21 protein-coding genes, 2 tRNA genes and 1 riboswitch are annotated in these 18862 nt (G+C 46.5%); of the genes, 8 read left to right on the top strand and 15 right to left on the bottom strand.

All coding sequences use genetic code 11. The features are described from left to right. Positions 1-45: 45 nt before the first annotated feature. The 3 genes from ICN14_RS02945 to ICN14_RS02935 are packed head-to-tail and all read left to right on the top strand — an operon-like array spanning position 46 to position 1034. Entirely contained in the window at positions 46-378 is a 333-nt protein-coding gene (locus ICN14_RS02945) for a YqjD family protein (RefSeq protein ID WP_216224674.1), read from the top strand. 6 nt (positions 379-384) lie between these two features. After that, positions 385-756, top strand: coding sequence for a phage holin family protein (locus ICN14_RS02940; protein WP_216224673.1), 372 nt, complete (start codon positions 385-387; stop codon positions 754-756). After that, positions 753-1034: a YqjK-like family protein gene (locus ICN14_RS02935; protein WP_216224672.1), complete on the top strand. Its 282-nt coding sequence runs from the start codon at positions 753-755 to the stop codon at positions 1032-1034. The genes ICN14_RS02940 and ICN14_RS02935 overlap by 4 nt, the downstream gene beginning before the upstream one ends. 9 nt (positions 1035-1043) lie before the next feature. On the opposite strand, the gene ICN14_RS02930 is transcribed toward ICN14_RS02935, so the two are convergent. Continuing rightward, positions 1044-1562, bottom strand: coding sequence for an adenine phosphoribosyltransferase (locus ICN14_RS02930; protein ID WP_216224671.1), 519 nt, complete (start codon positions 1560-1562; stop codon positions 1044-1046). A gap of 11 nt (positions 1563-1573) precedes the next feature. Between ICN14_RS02930 and ICN14_RS02925 the strand changes: the two genes are divergently transcribed. Together ICN14_RS02925 and ICN14_RS02920 are read left to right on the top strand one after the other, a co-directional pair. Beyond that, positions 1574-2137 (top strand): 5'-methylthioadenosine nucleosidase, encoded by a 564-nt coding sequence (locus tag ICN14_RS02925; protein WP_216224670.1) that lies wholly within the window; start codon positions 1574-1576, stop codon positions 2135-2137. 27 nt (positions 2138-2164) lie between these two features. Further along, entirely contained in the window at positions 2165-3835 is a 1671-nt protein-coding gene (locus ICN14_RS02920; RefSeq protein ID WP_370624799.1) for an AMP-binding protein, read from the top strand. 3 nt (positions 3836-3838) lie between these two features. On the opposite strand, the gene ICN14_RS02915 is transcribed toward ICN14_RS02920, so the two are convergent. From ICN14_RS02915 to ICN14_RS02905, 3 genes are read right to left on the bottom strand one after another with little or no spacing between them, the layout of a single operon-like run. Beyond that, positions 3839-4747: a transporter gene (locus ICN14_RS02915; RefSeq protein WP_216224668.1), complete on the bottom strand. Its 909-nt coding sequence runs from the start codon at positions 4745-4747 to the stop codon at positions 3839-3841. Positions 4748-4766: 19 nt separating this feature from the next. Next, entirely contained in the window at positions 4767-5351 is a 585-nt protein-coding gene (locus ICN14_RS02910; protein ID WP_370624798.1) for a hypothetical protein, read from the bottom strand. Further along, the gene (locus ICN14_RS02905; protein ID WP_216224667.1) at positions 5329-6630 is read right to left on the bottom strand and encodes a U32 family peptidase; all 1302 of its coding nucleotides are present in this window, start codon (positions 6628-6630) and stop codon (positions 5329-5331) included. Before ICN14_RS02905 ends, ICN14_RS02910 begins: the two co-directional genes overlap by 23 nt. Positions 6631-6794: 164 nt before the next feature. On the opposite strand from ICN14_RS02905, the gene ICN14_RS02900 reads away from it, so the two are divergent. Continuing rightward, positions 6795-7838 carry an alpha/beta hydrolase gene (locus ICN14_RS02900; RefSeq protein WP_216224665.1) on the top strand — a complete coding sequence of 348 codons (1044 nt, stop codon included), beginning with the start codon at positions 6795-6797 and terminating at the stop codon, positions 7836-7838. A 250-nt stretch (positions 7839-8088) separates the two neighbouring features. Further along, positions 8089-8673 carry a hypothetical protein gene (locus ICN14_RS02895; protein ID WP_216224664.1) on the top strand — a complete coding sequence of 195 codons (585 nt, stop codon included), beginning with the start codon at positions 8089-8091 and terminating at the stop codon, positions 8671-8673. A 62-nt stretch (positions 8674-8735) separates the two neighbouring features. Here ICN14_RS02895 and ICN14_RS02890 read toward each other — a convergent pair. Continuing rightward, a tRNA-Asn gene (locus ICN14_RS02890) sits at positions 8736-8811 on the bottom strand. Positions 8812-8832: 21 nt separating this feature from the next. Between ICN14_RS02890 and thiD the strand changes: the two genes are divergently transcribed. Then, positions 8833-9717, top strand: coding sequence for a bifunctional hydroxymethylpyrimidine kinase/phosphomethylpyrimidine kinase (gene thiD, locus ICN14_RS02885; RefSeq protein ID WP_216224663.1), 885 nt, complete (start codon positions 8833-8835; stop codon positions 9715-9717). A 24-nt stretch (positions 9718-9741) separates the two neighbouring features. Here thiD and ICN14_RS02880 read toward each other — a convergent pair whose 3' ends face one another. The 10 genes from ICN14_RS02880 to ICN14_RS02835 form a co-directional block, all read right to left on the bottom strand. Then, positions 9742-10668, bottom strand: coding sequence for a thiamine phosphate synthase (locus ICN14_RS02880; protein WP_216224662.1), 927 nt, complete (start codon positions 10666-10668; stop codon positions 9742-9744). Positions 10669-10679: 11 nt separating this feature from the next. Then, positions 10680-11498 carry a thiazole synthase gene (locus ICN14_RS02875; RefSeq protein WP_216224661.1) on the bottom strand — a complete coding sequence of 273 codons (819 nt, stop codon included), beginning with the start codon at positions 11496-11498 and terminating at the stop codon, positions 10680-10682. A 44-nt stretch (positions 11499-11542) separates the two neighbouring features. Continuing rightward, a complete protein-coding gene (gene thiS, locus ICN14_RS02870; RefSeq protein WP_216224660.1) occupies positions 11543-11740 on the bottom strand; it encodes a sulfur carrier protein ThiS in 198 nt (65 codons plus the stop codon). Beyond that, positions 11731-12882: an FAD-dependent oxidoreductase gene (locus tag ICN14_RS02865; RefSeq protein WP_370624797.1), complete on the bottom strand. Its 1152-nt coding sequence runs from the start codon at positions 12880-12882 to the stop codon at positions 11731-11733. Before ICN14_RS02865 ends, thiS begins: the two co-directional genes overlap by 10 nt. Further along, on the bottom strand, positions 12883-14820 hold the full coding sequence (gene thiC, locus ICN14_RS02860; RefSeq protein ID WP_255535933.1) for a phosphomethylpyrimidine synthase ThiC: 1938 nt from the start codon (positions 14818-14820) through the stop codon (positions 12883-12885). Positions 14821-14860: 40 nt separating this feature from the next. Beyond that, a riboswitch (TPP riboswitch) is annotated at positions 14861-14968 on the bottom strand. 85 nt (positions 14969-15053) lie between these two features. Further along, positions 15054-15893: an NUDIX hydrolase family protein gene (locus ICN14_RS02855; protein ID WP_216224658.1), complete on the bottom strand. Its 840-nt coding sequence runs from the start codon at positions 15891-15893 to the stop codon at positions 15054-15056. Positions 15894-16103: 210 nt separating this feature from the next. After that, positions 16104-16178: transfer RNA gene (locus tag ICN14_RS02850), tRNA-Arg, on the bottom strand. 61 nt (positions 16179-16239) lie between these two features. After that, the gene (locus ICN14_RS02845; RefSeq protein ID WP_216224656.1) at positions 16240-16380 is read right to left on the bottom strand and encodes a hypothetical protein; all 141 of its coding nucleotides are present in this window, start codon (positions 16378-16380) and stop codon (positions 16240-16242) included. A 6-nt stretch (positions 16381-16386) separates the two neighbouring features. Beyond that, positions 16387-17619: an MFS transporter gene (locus ICN14_RS02840; RefSeq protein WP_216224654.1), complete on the bottom strand. Its 1233-nt coding sequence runs from the start codon at positions 17617-17619 to the stop codon at positions 16387-16389. 4 nt (positions 17620-17623) lie between these two features. Further along, positions 17624-18844, bottom strand: a complete 1221-nt coding sequence (locus ICN14_RS02835) for a CaiB/BaiF CoA-transferase family protein (RefSeq protein WP_216224653.1) — start codon at positions 18842-18844, stop codon at positions 17624-17626. Positions 18845-18862 lie beyond the last annotated feature (18 nt).

Below are 18862 nucleotides of genomic sequence, written 5' to 3'. Positions count from 1 at the left end.
AATAGATCTGTAAATTCCTTTAAGTGCTATCAACTAGGAGTGGTAATGACTGCCAAAAAATCAACTATCCATGAAGAAGCTCAGATCAACTCTGAGAATTTAATTGGCGACTTCAAGGCGCTCATGGCAGATGCTGAAGATCTCATTAAAGCAACAGCAAGCAATGAGGAAGGCCCCCTTAGTGCTATCCGCTCAAAGGCTTTGGATACCCTCAATAATGCTAAAGAAAGTCTTTCTTCTGTAGAAGGTACTTTGACTGAAAAGGCTAAAGTTGTTGCCGAAGGTGCCGATGAGTTCGTTCATCGCAATCCTTGGGAGGCGGTCGGCGTTGCTGCTGGTCTTGGTCTTTTGATTGGCCTTTTTATTCGTCGTCGCTAGGTATCCATGTCACAGGAAAATCTTTTATCTTCCCTTAAGAATCTCGTCTCTACGGGTGCATCAATTGCCCAAACTCGTCTAGAGTTGATTTCTACAGATGTTCAGATTGCACGAGCTAAGTTCATCAGCCTATTGGTCATGATCATCTTTACCTTATTTTTCTTGTTTTTTGGTTTGGTGATGCTGGCCTTGCTCATTGTTATTTTTAGCTGGGAGACTGATCGCATCTTTGCATTAAGTCTGCTCACTGGTGGATTCTTATCCGTCGGAATTATTCTGGCGCTGGTAGTCTTGCGCTCACTGAAGACTATGCCTAAATTATTTGAGGCAACGATTACTGAGTTATCGAAAGATCGCCAGGAGCTTGCTAAGCGATGAGTCGAAAGATTTCAGAGCTTCTAGCTCGGCAGCAAGTGCTTCAGGAGCGCGCAGCCCAAGAGCGCGCTGATTTTGCCCTGCATTTTGAACCAATAGAAAAGCCCTTATCTTGGGCTGATAAGGGCATAGATGCCTTTAATTTTGTGAAAGGCACTCCGGTGCTGTGGACTAGTGCATTTGCTGTATTGGCTCATTACAAGCCCAAGCTTGCTAGCAAGGCGCTAGCTGTAGGTTGGGGCGCTGTCAAATTACTCAAAACCGCCAAGAAGCTGGTGTAACTCTAGTCTCTAGGCTATCAATACCGTTTTATTAGTAATACCTTTTTGAGTCAGAAGCTCACCACCATTTAAACCGGCGATCTCTAAAAAAGTTAAAGCACCTGCTACCTGAAAACCTGCTTTTTTAAGTAACTGACTGGCCGCAATGATGGTTCCGCCGGTGGCTAAAACATCATCTAGGATCAAAACTCGTGCCCCAGCTGGCAGGGTGGATTGTTGGATCTCCAGAGAATCAGAGCCGTATTCCAGGCCGTAGGATTCTCGATGGCTAGCCAAGGGTAGCTTATTGGGTTTTCTGGCTAAGGCGAGCCCCTTATGGGCTTGGTGAGCAAGGGCAGCACCAAAGATAAAGCCACGTGACTCTATGCCTAGAATATGGCTGTAGTCGAACTGCTGGGCCAGCGCTTCTAGTTGCAAGATGGCCCCCTTAAATGCAGCTGGATTGGCCAAAAGCGGGGAGATATCCCTGAATAGGATCCCTGGCTTAGGAAAGTCCGGTACTCCGGGTAGATAATCTAATAAATTCATTTTTGACTGATATGAAAACACAATTACTCATTATTACCGCACTAGAGTCCGAGCTTGATAAAAGCGTATTGCCGGCTGGTGTCGAGATTGTGTATTCAGGAGTGGGAAAAATTAATGCAACTGCTGCAAGTATTCGGGCTATTCATGAATTTCAGCCAAAGAAGATAGTCAACTTTGGAACGGTTGGCAAAATCAACTCGACATTGCATGGCTTATTAGAAATCGGCAAGGTGATACAACGCGACATGATGACGGTCCCGCTAGCGCCAAGAGGCCAGACTCCGTTTTGCCCCAAGCCTTCTTATTACTTATCCTTGGGTGGCGAGCATACGTGCGGCACTGGCGATAGTTTTGTAACCGCCCATGATCCTTGGCTTATTTCTCAAGGAGTGGATGTGGTCGATATGGAGCTATTTGCAATTGCAAATATAGCCTATCAATTTAATATTCCCTGGCAGTCGTTTAAGTACGTAACCGACGATGCTAATGCGGACTCTGGTAATGAATGGACGCATCGTGTTAATCATGGTCAAGAGCTCTATCTAGAAAAGCTCAAAGAGCTCATGAGTACTTAAAGATAGCCTACCAATCTAGTCATGCAAATGAATAAGCGTAAACCTTGGCTAAAAAACTATCTCGAGGGTGTTCCTCATGAGATTGATTTGGCGGATTACTCATCCGTTGTTGAGTTAATTGAGGAATCTTTTCAGACCTACCCTGATAGGGTTGCAATCGAGTCCATGGGGCACTCTATTAGCTACCGCCAGCTTGATATTCTGTCTAAGGACTTTGCCGCTTACTTGCAAACTTTAGGCCTTGAAGCAGGCGCTCGTATCGGCATCATGTTCCCAAATGTTCCGCAATACTTGATTGCAATGCTGGGCACCTTGCGCGCTGGCTTTGTCGTAGTGAATATTAATCCACTTTATACCGCCCGGGAACTCGAACATCAATTGCAAGACAGCGGCGCATCCATCCTAGTGATGCTAGAAAACTTTGCACATGTATACCAAGATATCGCCAATCAAGGGCTTGTGAAAAAAGTGATTGTGAGTAGCTTAGGTGAGAGTTTGGGCCCCAAGGGCGTCATTGTGAATTTGATTGCTCGCCACATCAAGAAGCTCATCCCGCATTGGAATTTTCCTTGCGTTAAATTTAATCAAGCCCTCAAGATCGGCTCTGGACATGGATTTACTAGGCCAAATATTGCCTTGGAAGATATTGCATTTTTGCAATACACAGGTGGTACAACTGGCATTTCTAAAGGTGCTGTTTTATTGCACCGAAATATATTAGCTAACCTGATTCAAATTGAGGCTTGGCTTGAGCCCGCCTTAATTAAGCGACATGATCAACAGCTAGTGTTTTTATGCGCTTTACCAATGACCCATATTTTTGCGCTGACTGCATGTGGACTTCTTGGAATACGCAAGGGTGGAAAGTTATTGCTGGTTGCAAACCCCAGAGACATTACTGCTTTTATCAAGCTCTTAATAAAGCATCCTGAAATTAATATTTTCCCGGGTGTGAATACGCTTTTCCACGCGCTGATCCACCGTCCTGAATTTAAGAATGTGAAATTGCCCAACCTATTGGTAACGATTGGTGGTGGCATGGCAGTACTCAAGAAGACTGCTGATCTTTGGTACAAGCTTACAGGCGTAGCTATTGCTCAGGGCTACGGTCTTTCGGAGACTTCGCCGGTAGTCTGTGTCAATACTCCTTTTGTAAAAGAATTTACTGGATCTATTGGTATGCCAGTGCCCAGTACCGATGTATTGATACTGGATGATGAGGGTGTAGAGCTTCCATTTGGTACGCCTGGAGAGATCTGCATCAAGGGGCCGCAAGTGATGGCGGGTTATTGGAATAGACCGGAAGAGACCGAGCAATTTATTACGTCTGAAGGTTATTTCAAGTCTGGTGATATTGGCATCATGAGCCCTGAGGGTTATGTGCAGATTGTGGATCGCAAAAAAGACATGATTGTGGTTGCTGGCTTCAAAGTATTTCCTAATGAAATCGAGGAAGTGATTTCATTAATGCCAGGTGTGAGGGAGTGCGCTGTCATTGGATTTCCGCACCGCAAGCTTGGTGAGATTGTGAAGGCTTATATAGTCAAAGAGCAGTCTGATTTAACTGAAGCTCAGGTTATTCAGTATTGCAAAGAGCAAATGACGAGTTACAAGCGCCCCAGAAAAATTGCTTTTATTGATGAAATGCCCAAGTCTAATGTTGGCAAAATTCTGCGCCGCCATCTACGCGATTTATAAACGCTACAAACCGCCACCAAAGCGGTATTGCCAAGAAATACCATACAAGTCATAGCCATTATTCGTTCTAGAGTAGGCGCCGGTACTTGCTGATAGTCGTACGGAGTTATGTTTATTTACTGGATATGACATCGTTGTGCCAAAGCGCCAGTTCTCTTGACTGCCACTAATGGCATTGCCATTAACGTACGCTTGGCCACCAGTGAAGTAGGTGGCATCGACCGAGATCCAAGCTGTATTCTGAAAGTAATAAATAGCGTGAGTCTGGGTCGAGTAGACGGGGTTTTGGGTTAGCGAATTACCGTTCATAAAGTTGGTATTGCTGGTGTAGAAAATACCCGCGCCAGCCAATTCAAATCTCCACGGGCCCAGCGCTTTGGAGATGCCAAGGCCGGGCTGGATAAACCAACGATTTGCGCCAACATTAATCAGCTGGTTGTCGTCGTACTTGCCCCATGGAACTGATGCCGCAAGACTGACGCCAACAATCAGATCTTGCTGATAATTCTTAAATTGATCCAGTGTTAATGCTGGTGCGCCATATAGGTTCACCGCAGCTTTGATGAGGGGGTCAGATAGGCCTTCGGTGCTCGCATTGACTGTTCGACCGCCAGCGTTGCTAGAACCACTCAATTGGCCGTATGGCAGAACTAGAGTGAGTTTTCCGGATTGCCCAAACGCATCAAAGATATGGGTAAGGCCAACAACTTCACTTGTCAGCGTGTAATTGCCGGCTTTTGCTTGCGCAACTCCTGCGCTAATGAAGTTGATTCCGACTGGCGCATTGGAGTATGTGCGCGCTTCGATTTCTTGTGCACAAGAAAGGGCGGGAAATAAAGTGCTTAAGGTAAGCGCTAGAAAAGCAAATACCCCAAAACTCCTGCCTTGACGAATAGAGGATGACTTCATCATCAAGGCAGTCTTACTGGATTTATTTAGTTGTTTTTGATTTTTCGCCGAACAAAATTTGTATGGTGGCATGGCTACCAAGCATTAAGCCCATACCAACAAATAACAGGTATGGCCACACAATTAACCAGTACACGATTGACATTGCAACTATACGCAATGGATCTGATTTCCCAAAATTCATCATGGAGCTTAAGAATTCTTTTCCATGAATCAGTCCACTTACTCCAGCCTCTAGGTAATTTAGACCTATGACCACTGCTAAATAGACTAAGGACTCAATGATCAGGGAGTTCACAATCCCATTTTTTTTATCAACCGTAATTGGAAAAAATGCCTGGGCTACCAACATGAACTTCGCACAAATAGCCCCTTTAAATAAAGCAAATCCAAATATAGATAAAGGAATCGGTCTCTCATCCAGAGAGGTTGCTGCTAAAAAGGCAAGAGCGCAAAACCATACGCCGAAGTAAATGGTTAGCTCAAATGCCTTTATAAATTCTTCCCGAGCTTTTTCTTTTAAACTTTTTTCAGGGGCTGAGTGGAGGGATGTTGCAGTCATAAAAACTTTCAGAGTTATTCGATTAGCAGTTACTGCAAGAGCCACCAGCTTCAACAGGGGCAGGTTCTTGAGTGTAGCGTGCAATAAATGCATGTTTGCTCTTCAGTGGTAACTGAATCCAGACAAAGTGCCCTGATCCAGGCGCCACATCGATAGGCTCACCTTTGAGGTTCCACATGGCTTCGAGCACCATATCTTGATTGCCCTCGGGCTCAATGATTTCTAATTTATCTCCAAGGGAGAAACGGTTCTTGACATCCACTTTGACGCGACCAGTTGCCTCATCAAACTCCATAGTTTCACCAACATAAAGACTTCTGCCTGATAGGGAGTGACCACGCATATAGAGTTGATACTCTTTATCGTGATGACGCTCATAAAAGCCATCTGTATAGCCGCGATTTGCAAGACCTTCTAGATTGCCAATAAGTGACATATTCATCGGACGTCCGGCTACTGCATCATCAATCGCAGTGCGATAGGACTGGCAGGTACGCGAAACGTAATAGGGTGACTTGGTGCGCCCCTCAATCTTGAATGAATCCACGCCCATCTTCGTCAAGCGCTCAATATGCTCAATAGCGCGTAAATCCTTGGAGTTCATGATGTAAGTGCCGTGCTCATCTTCTTCCATTGGCATCAAATCATCTGGACGACGCGCCTCCTGGAGAAGAACTACATCACCGCTGGTATTTTGCTGGCCTGGCTTGACCTTGTAATCCCAGCGGCAAGCATTGGTGCAAGCGCCTTGATTGGAGTCACGATGTGACATATAGCCAGATAGTAAGCAGCGACCAGAGTAGGCAATGCACAAAGCGCCATGAACAAATACTTCTAATTCCATTTCTGGACAGTCTTGACGAACTTCTTCGATTTCATCAAAAGAAAGTTCGCGTGACAAGATAACTCGACTAATGCCAACAGAGCGCCAGAACTTAGCAGAGGCACCATTGACGGTATTAGCCTGAACCGATAAATGAATTGGCATATCTGGCCAAGCTTCTCTGGCCATCATGATGAGGCCTGGGTCTGACATGATCATGGCATCAGGCTTTAATGCAACCACGGGATCCATATCTTTAATGTAGGTACGCGTCTTACCGCCATGAGGCAGTAGGTTAGACACTAGATAGAACTTTTTACCTAAAGCATGGGCGGTATCAATACCTTCTTTGAGCGTCTCCATTTTTCCGAAGTCGTTGTTACGTACTCGGAGGGAGTAACGTGGCTGCCCCGCATAAATGGCATCAGCGCCAAAGTCAAAGGCAGTGCGCAGCATAGAGAGGCTGCCGGCAGGGGCTAGAAGTTCTGGAATTTTGGTCATAGGCTTCATTTTAAAGTGCTTAGCCAATTTATGTACGGGGGATTCTGGAGGAAAAGTAGGGTGCAAACACCCGAAAAGACCTCTTTTTTCGCATTTTGACTTCTTTTGAAATGTTATATTGATCTTTAAAACACATAAAAGGGCTTAAGCTCATAGGAGACGAAATGAAAAGAACATTACATCTGGCTGTGACCCTCATTTCTTGTATTTTTCTTGATACCGCTTTTGCGGCAGGAAAGATTCAAATGAATGAGTACATGGTGCAAAGTGACACCCCGGGAATTTCACTCTACGTGCGCAATAAGCATCTAGCCGGCATGAAGAAATTTACTGCCGATAAAACATTGCTTTATGTTCATGGCTCAACGTATCCAGCAGAAACTGCCTTTGATTTGTCTTTGGGTGGAACTTCATGGATGGAATACATGGCGGCCAGAGGTTACGATGTGTGGCTAGTTGATCTGCGTGGCTATGGAAAATCAACGCGACCACCTGAGATGGATCAGCCCGCTGATCAGAACCCACCGCTTGTGAGAACCGATGTTGCCGTAAGGGATGTATCGAGTGCCGTTGATTACATTCTAAAAAAGCGAAACATCAACAAGATGAATTTACTTGGCTGGTCTTGGGGTACTACCATTATGGGTAAATACACCACCGAGAATAATGACAAGGTCAATAAGCTCGTTCTATATGCTCCTCAATGGCTGCGTCAGGGCGGGGCGCCATTAACCGATAAGGGTGGTCAGCTTGGCGCATATCGCGTAGCGTCGATTACTGATGCAAAAAATCGCTGGTTAACTGGTGTGCCCGAGAATGCAAAGGCCACCCTAATCCCAGAGGGTTGGTTTGAGAAATGGGCTGAGGCTACCTTTGAGACTGACCCATGGGGCAAAAATCAGAGCCCTAAGAAATTACGCGCTCCCAACGGAACAGTTCAAGACGCTCGTGAGTACTGGACGGCTGGAAAGCCAGTGTATGAGCCTAAAGATATTCGTGTGCCTGTAATGCTGGTTCATGCAGAGTGGGATGCTGATTTACCAAGCTATATGCTCTATGAATATTTCACCAAATTAGAAAATGCACCATACAAAATCATGTTGCAGATTAGTGAGGGCACTCACACCATCATTATGGAAAAGAATCGCATGCTGATGTTTGCTGGTGTACAAGAGTTCTTGGACAGCCCATTTAAGCCTGAGAAGTAATTCTTCAATCTACGCAATATCGTTGTGGCATTGAAAAAGCCCCTAGATTTTTTCTAAGGGCTTTTTTATATCGAGATTTGCCCTTATAAATGGGTTGTAACCCATCGATTGATCCTTCAATACTAAATTCGGCTAAATCAAGAGTATCCTACGGGGTCTGTGGCGAGCATTGCAATAATGACCGGGAGCCTTCCCCCTGAGCTGTCCACCCGAAATTGAAGGCACTTATTAAAGAATCAGAAAGAACGCAATGACAAAACTCACATCCAAGCCAATCCTAAAAAAAGCGAGCGGTATTTTGGCGCAAGAGTTTGCTATACCTAAAGACATCGCATGGGCCTGGGTCACATTGTTGCTTTCGCAGGAAGAACAAAAGCGCGATAGCGAGGAAAAGCGCTATGCCCGCATTGCAGAATTTGAGGCCTGGATTGCGGAACTCAATTTACCGACTGATCCAAAAAATCCTGCAAGCGGTGCCGTAAGTCCGGAGTCGGTCAAGAATTCAGCTAGAAACGTTTTTGAGTGGCCGCATGAGTACATCTTTGAAGAGCCCTCAGCTGCCAAGCATCCAGATTCCAAGATTACCTATGGCGATACGATTACTAAGCCAATCTTAGATGCCATTAAAGATGCCGGTGGATCCGATGATCGTCCTGCACTCATTGCTATTTTAGAAGGCTATGCAAAAGAAGGTAAAGAGCCGTTTGCCAATGTCACATCAGAAGGCATTGAGTGGAAAGGCAGTAATTGGGCTGAGGGAGACAAGCTTAATCTCCTCACTATCAAGACCTTAAATAACCGCTTAGCTAATTTAAGAAAGAAGGGGCTGATTTAAGCTCAATTACTTCACTCGGATTACAAAAGAAAAAACCACCCAAAAGGTGGTTTTCTTATATCTGGCTCCTCGACCTGGGCTCGAACCAGGGACCTACGGATTAACAGTCCGGCGCTCTACCAACTGAGCTATCGAGGAATAAGCCGATATTATAGCAAGATGAAATCATCTACTCCAAGTTCTGTACAGATCCCTAAAGTATTGACCATCGCCGGGTCCGATAGTGGCGGCGGCGCGGGCATTCAGGCTGACCTCAAAGTCATTACAGCCCTGGGTGGATATGGGATGTCGGTCATCACTGCCATCACTGCCCAGAACACTTTGGGGGTTAGCCGTATTCAGGATATCGACCTTGATGTGGTCGAGGCTCAGATCGATGCAGTATTTATGGATATTGGCGTAGATATTGTCAAAATTGGCATGTTAGCCAGCCCAGAAATCGTCCGTACCGTGGCATCGGCTTTGAAGCGCCATGGAGCCAAAAGAATTGTTCTTGACCCTGTATTGAGGGCTACTTCAGGAGCCAGTCTTGGTGGCGATGACACTGCCCAAGCCATTATTAAAGAGTTGTTTCCGATGGCGACTTTAGTAACCCCCAATCTGGAGGAGGCGTCCTTGCTCCTGGGCCGAGAATTAACCGGCCCCGAGGATTTCAAGCTCGCTGCAGAAGAGTTGCTCGACATGGGTCCCCAGGCAGTCTTGATTAAGGGCGGTCATCTCGATACCACCCATACTCAATTGACTGATTTTCTGATGTGGCGAACCATGGAAGATGGTCTTGAAGTAATTCAATCAAAAGAGTTCAAGCATTACCGCGTCAATACAGCCAATACCCATGGCACTGGTTGCTCATTAGCATCCGCCATTGCAACCTATTTAGCAGATGGTCACGATCTTTCTCATGCAGTTGCTAAGGCAATCTCTTATGTTGAGGCAGGGCTTGAGGCAGGACGTTTCTTGAGTATTGGTGAGGGTCCTGGACCCTTGTGGCATATGCATGATTTCTATCGAACTGCACTACCGGAAGAAGAGGGTAAGTATTAAGTTTGATGCATTAAGTCTTATGACTTAGGTCTTCATCAGCTCTTGAAGACGCTTTACAGCTGCTTTAGGATCACTGGCACCATTAATAGCTCTGACAACAGCAACTGAACCCACACCACTTTGTGCCACCGCATGAATACTGCTTTCATCAATACCACCAATCGCTACTAATGGGTAGTGGTTCATTAATTGAGCGTACTTATATAAACGTCCTAAACCCTGTGGAGCAGTTTCCATCTTCTTCAAATTCGTTGGAAAGACTGCGCCCATAGCAATATAACTTGGGCAGAAACGATCGGCATAAACCATCTCCGCATAACCATGGGTGCTTAAGCCAAGTCGAAGCCCTGCAGATCGTATGGCATCCAAATCTGCAGTCTCTAAATCTTCTTGTCCCAAGTGGATTCCGTAGGCGCTAGCCTCAATCGCATCTTGCCAATAATCATTAATAAAGAGCAAGGTCTTGCTGCCTTGGACTGCATCAACAGCTTGCTTAATCTGTTTGCGAATAAGTTTTTTATCCTCGGATTTGAGGCGCAGTTGTACGGTTGGCACTTCGGCTTCCACCATGCGCTTCACCCAATCAGCATCAGGCATCACCGCATATAAACCTAGGCGCTTTGGACACTCCGCAAAAGCATTGGGATTCATATTGCGGGTCCAGGGAAGCAAGTCAAAATGCTCCGGTCTAGATGGCCACTTAAAGGGATTAAATCCGCCATCTTGGTGCACCATGCGTGACCAGGCCTTACCTAAGGTTTTGGCATCACGTTCAATAAAGCCCATTTGGATTGCAGCAACTATGCCGGCGAGTTCGTAATGATCAGCAGCATGTTCGTTATCAATTAATGGCGGTGGCGATTCTAGACTGAATGCTGGAATAGGCAGGCACAAATCCGATTTGCTATGAGCTGCAACAATTTGGTCTGCAAGATCGCGAACTAAGCTCATTAGTACCTTATTTAACTTTGATGCCAAAAAGGCGTGCCAACTAATGGCGTACTAGCTTGTGCGGATTGCTGGGCTTTCATAGCGCCAGAAAGGTAGGCAGTGCGACCGGCATCTACAGACATTGCAAATGCTTTAGCCATTGCCACTGGGTCATCAGCTAGTGCAACAGCAGTATTTAGTAAGACGCCATCAAAACCCCATTCCATTACGCTACATGCATGTGATGGCAGGCCTAAACCGGCATCTACCAAAAGTGGAACCTTCAAACGATCACGCAAGAGTTTTAATGCATAGGGATTTAAAGGGCCTTGGCCTGTTCCAATCGGTGCAGCCCAAGGCATTACTGCTTGGCATCCCACATCAACTAAGCGTTGGCACAAGATAAGATCTTCTGTGCAATAAGGTAGAACCTTAAAACCATCTTTAATTAAAGTTTCTGCTGTGGAAACTAAACGCAAAGTATCGGGTTGCAAAGTGTAGTCATCCCCGATTAGCTCCAACTTAATCCAGCTAGTTTCAAAAACCTCACGCGCCATTTGCGCGGTTGCAATGACTTCTTTAGGACTGTGACAGCCTGCGGTATTCGGTAATACAGGTACAGCCATTTTTTTGAGAAGATCCCAAAATCCAGAGTGCGCCTCTGCAGTTGAAGTGCCTTGCCTACGCAAGCTGACGGTAATCATTCCGGGATTAGATTGCTTAACGGCATTCTCTAAAACTTGTGGAGACGGGTAACGCGAAGTCCCTAGCAATAAACGGCTAGCAAAAGTCTCGCCATACAGAACCAGCGGATCTGCAGTATTTAAAGGATATGGCAAAGGGGCAGTCATATGAATAGATTACTTATGTCTTGATTTTTTCATTCGTAGAAGAATTAGCCGCCAGTAACTGGTGCAATGACTTCCATTTCATCGCCTTCACGCAAAACTTCTTCCGCGTGCCTGGTCTTGGGAACGAATTCATAATTGATGGCAACAGCAAAAGGCGGTTTTGCATTGATAAGCAATAGAACATCATCAATCGTGCTGTTATCCGGAACCTCTTGAGCAACTTGGTTGACCATTATGCGCATGCGCTTAGCTCCTGATGGGTCGAACCCGTGACTTCTAATCCCAATTCAATTGCGGTAGCACTAGATCCTGAGCTCAACACTTCTAATGCGCAATCCAGAATAGCTGGAGAGATCATGAAGCCATGGCGATAGAGTCCATTGACCATCATGAGATCAGCCTGGTTGGATTTCTGATCAACAGCAATCTCAGGCAAGTTGTCCTTAAGTGTCGGGCGACACTGTGTAGCCATCTCCAAAATACGTGCTTCCGCAAAACCACTATGCACGGTATAAACCGCGCTGAGTAATTCCATGGCGGAGCGCACACTCATAGGAGATAAATCCTCGGATTCGATCTCTGTAGCGCCAACAACATAGACGTCATCTTCTTTTGGAGCGATATAAATTGGATAGCGTGGATGAATTAAGCGAGTAGGGCGACGCAGTTTGACCTCTGGTGCATGCAAGCGAATAACTTCACCACGCACGCCACGCAAATCTTTGGAATCGTCACCAATCTGTTTCCACGAATCCTTCGCACCCAGGCCACGACAATCAATCACCCAATCAAAACCATGCTCACTGTTACGGAGCTGCTCAGGATCAATGGCTTGATTCCAATGACAAGGCACCTTCATTAAGGTGAGTTCAACTAATAAAGCTTCCAGTAATTGGCGGTTATCCAGTTGACCTTCATTGGGAAGATAGAGGCCTTGGGTAAAACGATCAGCAACACCCGGCTCAATTTCTGCGAGAGATTGAGTATCTAAATGAATCGGTTTAGAAAGTGCCTGATTGCGATCACAATTTCTTTCAAGATGGGAGGCAAAACGTTCTGCATCACTGGCATCTTGGCGATGCCATAAGATCAAAGTGCCATCTTGCTGAAAGTAAACCGGCTTAGCTAGTTCATCGATGAGTTGTTTCCAACGCGGTAGGCTATGAACACCCATCCGCACAACGTTATCTTCCGTAATGGCAGACTCCGCTAGAGGCGCAAGCATTGCAGCAGCAATTCGGGCAGCCGCATTAGCGGCATCTGAACCGCCTTTCTCAAACAGCTCAACTTGAGCACCGCGTTTAGCAAGCGCAACCGCCAGCAACCGACCCATAAGGCCGGCGCCAACGATGGCATATTTGCCGTTTGAGAATGCCTTAGTCACTTACTGATAAATCTCGCTACCGCGCTTACGAAACTCTGCTGACATCTCTTCCATGCCTTTTTGTGGATCGGCTGAAGCTTCTGCAGTAATCGGAATCACTTTTGCTTTCGGATTACCGTCAGCATCCAAAGTCGCAGCGTAATCACGTACTTCTTGAGTGATCTTCATGGAGCAGAACTTCGGTCCACACATTGAGCAGAAATGGGCAATCTTGGCGCCTTCAGCAGGTAAGGTTGCATCGTGATATTCACGTGCACGCTCAGGATCTAAGCCAAGATTAAATTGATCTTCCCAGCGGAACTCAAAACGCGCCTTGGATAAAGCGTTATCGCGAACTTGAGCGCCCGGTAAGCCTTTAGCTAAGTCTGCACCATGGGCTGCAATCTTGTATGTGATGATGCCGGTACGGACATCTTCTTTGTCCGGCAAGCCCAAATGCTCTTTTGGTGTGACATAGCAAAGCATCGCTGTTCCGTACCAACCAATTTGCGCAGCACCAATACCGCTGGTGATGTGATCATATCCAGGAGCGATATCGGTAATCAATGGCCCAAGGGTATAGAAGGGCGCTTCTAAGCAGTGCTTTAATTCCTCAGTCATGTTTTCTTCAATGCGCTGCATTGGAACGTGACCAGGACCTTCAATCATGACTTGAACGTCATGCTTCCATGCTTTGGCAGTCAACTCGCCCAGGGTATGAAGTTCGCCAAACTGTGCAGCATCATTGGAGTCAGCGATACAGCCAGGACGTAAACCATCGCCTAAACTAAATGACACGTCATAGGCTTTCATGATCTCGCAGATCTCATCAAACTTCGTATAGAGGAAGTTTTCTTTATGGTGAGCTAAACACCACTTCGCCATAATCGAGCCACCGCGAGAAACAATACCGGTAATGCGGTCAGCCGTTAATGGAACATAGCGCAGCAATACACCAGCATGAATAGTGAAGTAATCCACACCTTGCTCAGCTTGCTCTACTAATGTATCGCGGAACATTTCCCAAGTGAGGTCTTCTGCAATACCACCGGTCTTATCAAGCGCCTGGTAGATTGGTACAGTACCAATTGGAACTGGTGAATTTCGAATAATCCACTCACGGGTTTCATGAATATGTTTGCCGGTAGACAGATCCATGATGGTGTCTGCACCCCAACGAATGGACCAAACCATTTTCTCTACTTCTTCATTAATAGAAGAGGTCACGGCAGAGTTACCGAGGTTGCCGTTAATCTTCACGCGGAAGTTACGACCAATAATCATTGGCTCTAGTTCTGGGTGATTGATGTTCGCGGGAATGATCGCGCGCCCAGCAGCAATTTCTGAACGTACAAATTCACCAGTGACGATGTCAGGCAAGTTTGCACCGTAGCTCTTACCAGGATGCTGCTTGAGGAGTTGTTTGTATTCAGGATTCTTGCGTAATTGCTCAAGGCCCATGGACTCACGCAATGCAACGTATTCCATTTCAGGAGTCACGATGCCTTTACGGGCGTAATACATTTGGCTCACGTTTTGGCCAGCGCGTGCAACGCGTGGAGGATTAATGTGGGCAAAACGCAGATTCTGGGTGGCCGCATCTTGTGAGCGAGCAACTCCGTACTCAGAGCTCGGTCCAGCCAATTGCACTGTATCGCCACGTTCCTCAATCCAGTTCTTACGCAATAAAGGCAAACCTTTTTCAAGGTTGATCACGATATCGGGATCGCTATAAGGACCTGATGTGTCATAAACAGGAACAGGTGGATTGGGAACCATCTCTTCACCTACGCGAGTTGATAGTTGCTCAATCATTCGGATAGGCGCTTTGATATCTGGACGCGAACCTTCTAGATAGGTTTTGGTCGAAGCGGGATAGGCAAATTTTTGGCCAAAGTCTCGCTCCAAGCTTTTAAGGCTAGGAATTTCTTGTTTAGATTTATTTTTGGTATCGCTCATGTCCATCTCCTGACTGTAATTAGATGGACGAAACCGGGTGACGGTCTGATGGAAAACTCCCCACGCCAGCATTACCTGGATCGGGTTATAGGGTCTTTCTCAGCGCCTCACAGTAAAAATCACTATCAGGGCACCCCTGTTTCATCCTTAGAGCTAATTTAACCACGAATTCACGCCAAGTTGGGTGACCAAAATCAAGTAGTGAAGAGTGCTTCAGTCTAGGGCGGGGAAATCTAGCCTGCTTTGGTATTACGCAATATGAAATCCGCCGTCACAAAAGCGGCATCGCTAGTGAATTCATCGGCAAGAATGCGGGCTGCAGCCTCTGAAATCGAGATTTCGATAAAACCACTGACTTCACCATCTTGGTTGGTCGGTACAAAGTTGTCTGCTAGCTCTAAGTCATAGATATAGAGCTGCTCATCATGAAAACCGCGCCCTGGAATGGGGCGGCGCATATGAATACGGCCCACTGGCTCAATTTGGTCAGAAATCTGCGGTGGAACGCCGGCTTCTTCCCATAATTCTCGGCGGGCGTTAACCCAGGGGGTTTCATCAGCTCCAATGCCACCGGCAGCCAAGTTATCTAGCCGACCTGGGTCGGTAGCCTTGGTTTCACTCCGGCGTCCAAGCCAGAGATTGCCGGCCTTGGTATAGCCATTAATGTGGGTTGCCATGCTCTGAAAGCCAAATGTACGGAAGGCAGAGCGCTCTAAACGGAAGTATTCATGCCCATTTTGGTCAATCCAAGCGAAATCCTCGTGTCTCCAGCCCGGAATAAAGCCACCTTGCTGCATCCGATCGGCCAATTTCGCCAGACTCTCGGAGAGCGTCAAAGGCCTTGCATGGCGAATAGTCAGGCGATCGTGGGCCATATCTATATGGGAGATTGGATTTTTGCCCAAGGATTCTTGTAAATAGGGGATGAAATCCGGATTCAGGTGCCCAATGACCTGCCCAGACGATGCACCACCCAGAAAATGGATAGGTAAAAAATCCTGTGGGGCAGATCTCGCCGTGTTTTGGAGCATTTCCTCAAGGGCGGCAATGGTGCTGGTGGTGAGCTTATACATGCTCTAAGTGTAAGAGAAATTAAAAATACTAAAAAAGTAATCTAAAAATCTATAAATGAATTTCAATTGTCAACAGATCTTTACTTATATTTTTGTCGGAGACGGATGCTCATAATTTAAGCAAGCTAGGTCACTCTATACAAATCTGCGACTTACGAAAACTTTTGGGTATTTATCCACAAAACCTGTGGATAAGTTTTTATTTGGGAGTGGTCCCGCCGACAGGAATCGAACCTGTATCCCACGCTTAGGAGGCATGTGCACTATCCATTGTGCTACGGCAAGAATCAAAAAATAAAAAACTAATTTTTAAAAAGATGTTAGGGCGTGAAACATTATCCACTGATTACCAGCCACACATCGCCCATACAGAATTGGTGATGGCAACCATCATGTCAGGTGCAAAGTAGGAGAAAAAAATCGCGCCCAAAATAATGATTGCAAGTGGATACAAGAGCCATTGCGATATACGGTGTTTTGCTTGCATATTGTCTTAAGCGAGCGCAGCGCGATGAATCGCACGCTCTTTAACAGGCAGGTTGACCAAGAATGCAAACACACCTAATGCAATTGCGATATTCCAAACAATCAAATAGGAGCCGGTGCGATCAAATAAATAGCCACCAAAATAAGCGCCACAGAAGCTGCCCAATTGATGCGAGAAGAACACCAGGCCAGAAAGCATGGTGAGGTATTTAACGCCGAAGATCTGCGCCACGATCGCATTGGTTAAAGGGATGGTGGATAGCCATAGGAAGCCCATGATGGCTGCAAAGATGTAGGTAGAAGTTGGGCTTAGTGGTAGCCAAACAAAAGCCATAATGGCAATAGATCTGAGGATATAGATCCCTGACAGTAGGTAACGCTTAGGGAAGCGTTGGCCTAGTATTCCGGCGCTATAGGTGCCAAAGATATTGAATAAGCCAATCAACGCCAGTGCAGTCGTTGCTACCGCTGGTGCACCAACATCGGGATAAATCTTGGATAAATCCTTGAGGTAAGGTGCCAAATGTACCGCGATAAATACCACCTGAAATCCACACACAAAGTAACCCAAGGTAAGTAATCTAAAACTAGGATTGCCGACGGCTTCCTTTAGTGCCTGTTTAATTGTTTGATCGCTCGCTTGCTGGAGATTGTTTACATTGGGTTCGCGCAACATAAACGCAATCGGAATCATCAAGCTGGCCATCAGTGCCAACATGAGTAGCGCATCGTTGGCACCAAAGCTGCTAAGTAGTCCTTGTTCAACCGGAATCATAAGAAACTGTCCAAACGATCCTGCAGCTGCAGCAATGCCCATTGCCCACACCCGTTTTTCTGCGGCAACGTTGCGACCTAAAATTCCATAGACCACGCTATAGGTTGTTGCAGTCTGTGCAAGACCAATCAGCAATCCACCTGCCAATGAAAAGTTCAGGGCATCGGTGGAGATTGCCATGCCGGCTAAACCAAGCGCATAGAGTGCGCCACCAGCGACCATAATTTTGAGGGCACCATAACGATCGGCCAATGCTCCGGTGATCGGTTGAACTGCACCCCAAATCAAATTCTGTAGCGCAATAGTGAGAGCGAAGGTTTCACGTCCCCAGCCATTGGCCGAAGTAATTGGAAGGTTGAATAAACCAAAACCATGGCGAATCCCCATGGAGAAAGTCACCATCAGCCCGCCAAAAATCAGTACCTGTTTAAGGGATAGTTTTTGGTTTGATTGACTCGATGTCATTGGGTTAAATAATGCCTTTTTCTTGGAGGGAGGCTATAGCTTGGGGATCTAGGCTTAAGCGTTCTTTCAAAATCTCATGCGTGTGCTGCCCCAGGGTGGGTGGAGCCATACGGACTTCAACTGGAGTCTCCGATAGTCGCATCGGGCTAGCAACAAGCTTCATATTGCCGGCAGTAGGGTGAGGAACGTCAATTTGGACGCCGCGCGCCTTAACTTGCTCGTTATCAAACACTTCTTCGAAGTTGTTGATAGGGCCACAGGGTACGTTTGCTGCCTCTAAAAGGCTAATCCACTCAGCCTTAGTTTTGCGACGAGTCATCACTTCTAGTAATGGAATCAATGACTTGCGGTGTTCTACCCGCAAAGGATTGCTGATATAGCGTGGGTTTACAGCCAAATGTGCCTCACCCCCGGCAGTAACAAAGTGTCCAAATTGCCCATCATTACCGACGGCCACAATCATCCAGCCATCTGAAGTTGGGAAGGTTTGGTAGGGGACGATGATGGGCGAGGCGTTACCCCAGCGACGGGGAACTTTATCCGAGCATAAGTAGGCGCTAGAGACGTTGGCCATGACCGCAATTTGAGTATCCAAAAGGGCCATATCAATGTATTGACCCTGACCAGTCTGATCGCGATGGACTACTGCGGCCAAGATGGCCGTGCTGGCATACATGCCGGTAAAGATGTCCGCTATTGCCACGCCAGCCTTTTGTGGACTGGCTCCTGGAAAGTCATCTGCCTCACCAGTAACACTCATAAAGCCACCCATACCTTGGATGATGAAGTCGTAACCTGGACGATGGGCATAGGGGCCATCTTGGCCAAAACCGGTAATAGAGCAGTAAATCAGGTCAGATTTAACCTTTTTGAGGCTTTCATAATCGAGGCCGTACTTGGCTAAATCGCCAACCTTATAGTTTTCAATGACTACATCGGACTCTTTAGCGAGCTGGCGAATGATTTCTTGGCCTTCAGGCTTGTGGATATCGACCGTAATAGAGCGTTTATTGCGATTAATACAGATGAAATAGGCTGTTTCTGCGGTGTCATGGCCCTTGGCATCCTTTACAAAGGGAGGGCCCCAATGGCGGGTATCGTCCCCAACGCCTGGGCGCTCCACTTTAATGACATCTGCGCCGAGATCGGCGAGGTTTTGTGCGCACCACGGGCCGGCAAGAACACGGCTGAGGTCTAAAACGCGAATATGACTTAAGGCTCCCATCTGCTAATTTTGGCATGA

The sequence above is a fragment of the Polynucleobacter sp. MG-27-Goln-C1 genome, assembly GCF_018881905.1.
Taxonomy (GTDB): Bacteria; Pseudomonadota; Gammaproteobacteria; order Burkholderiales; family Burkholderiaceae; genus Polynucleobacter.
Note: the sequence above shows the minus strand (reverse complement) of the source record. Positions and strands in the feature narration are given on the sequence as shown.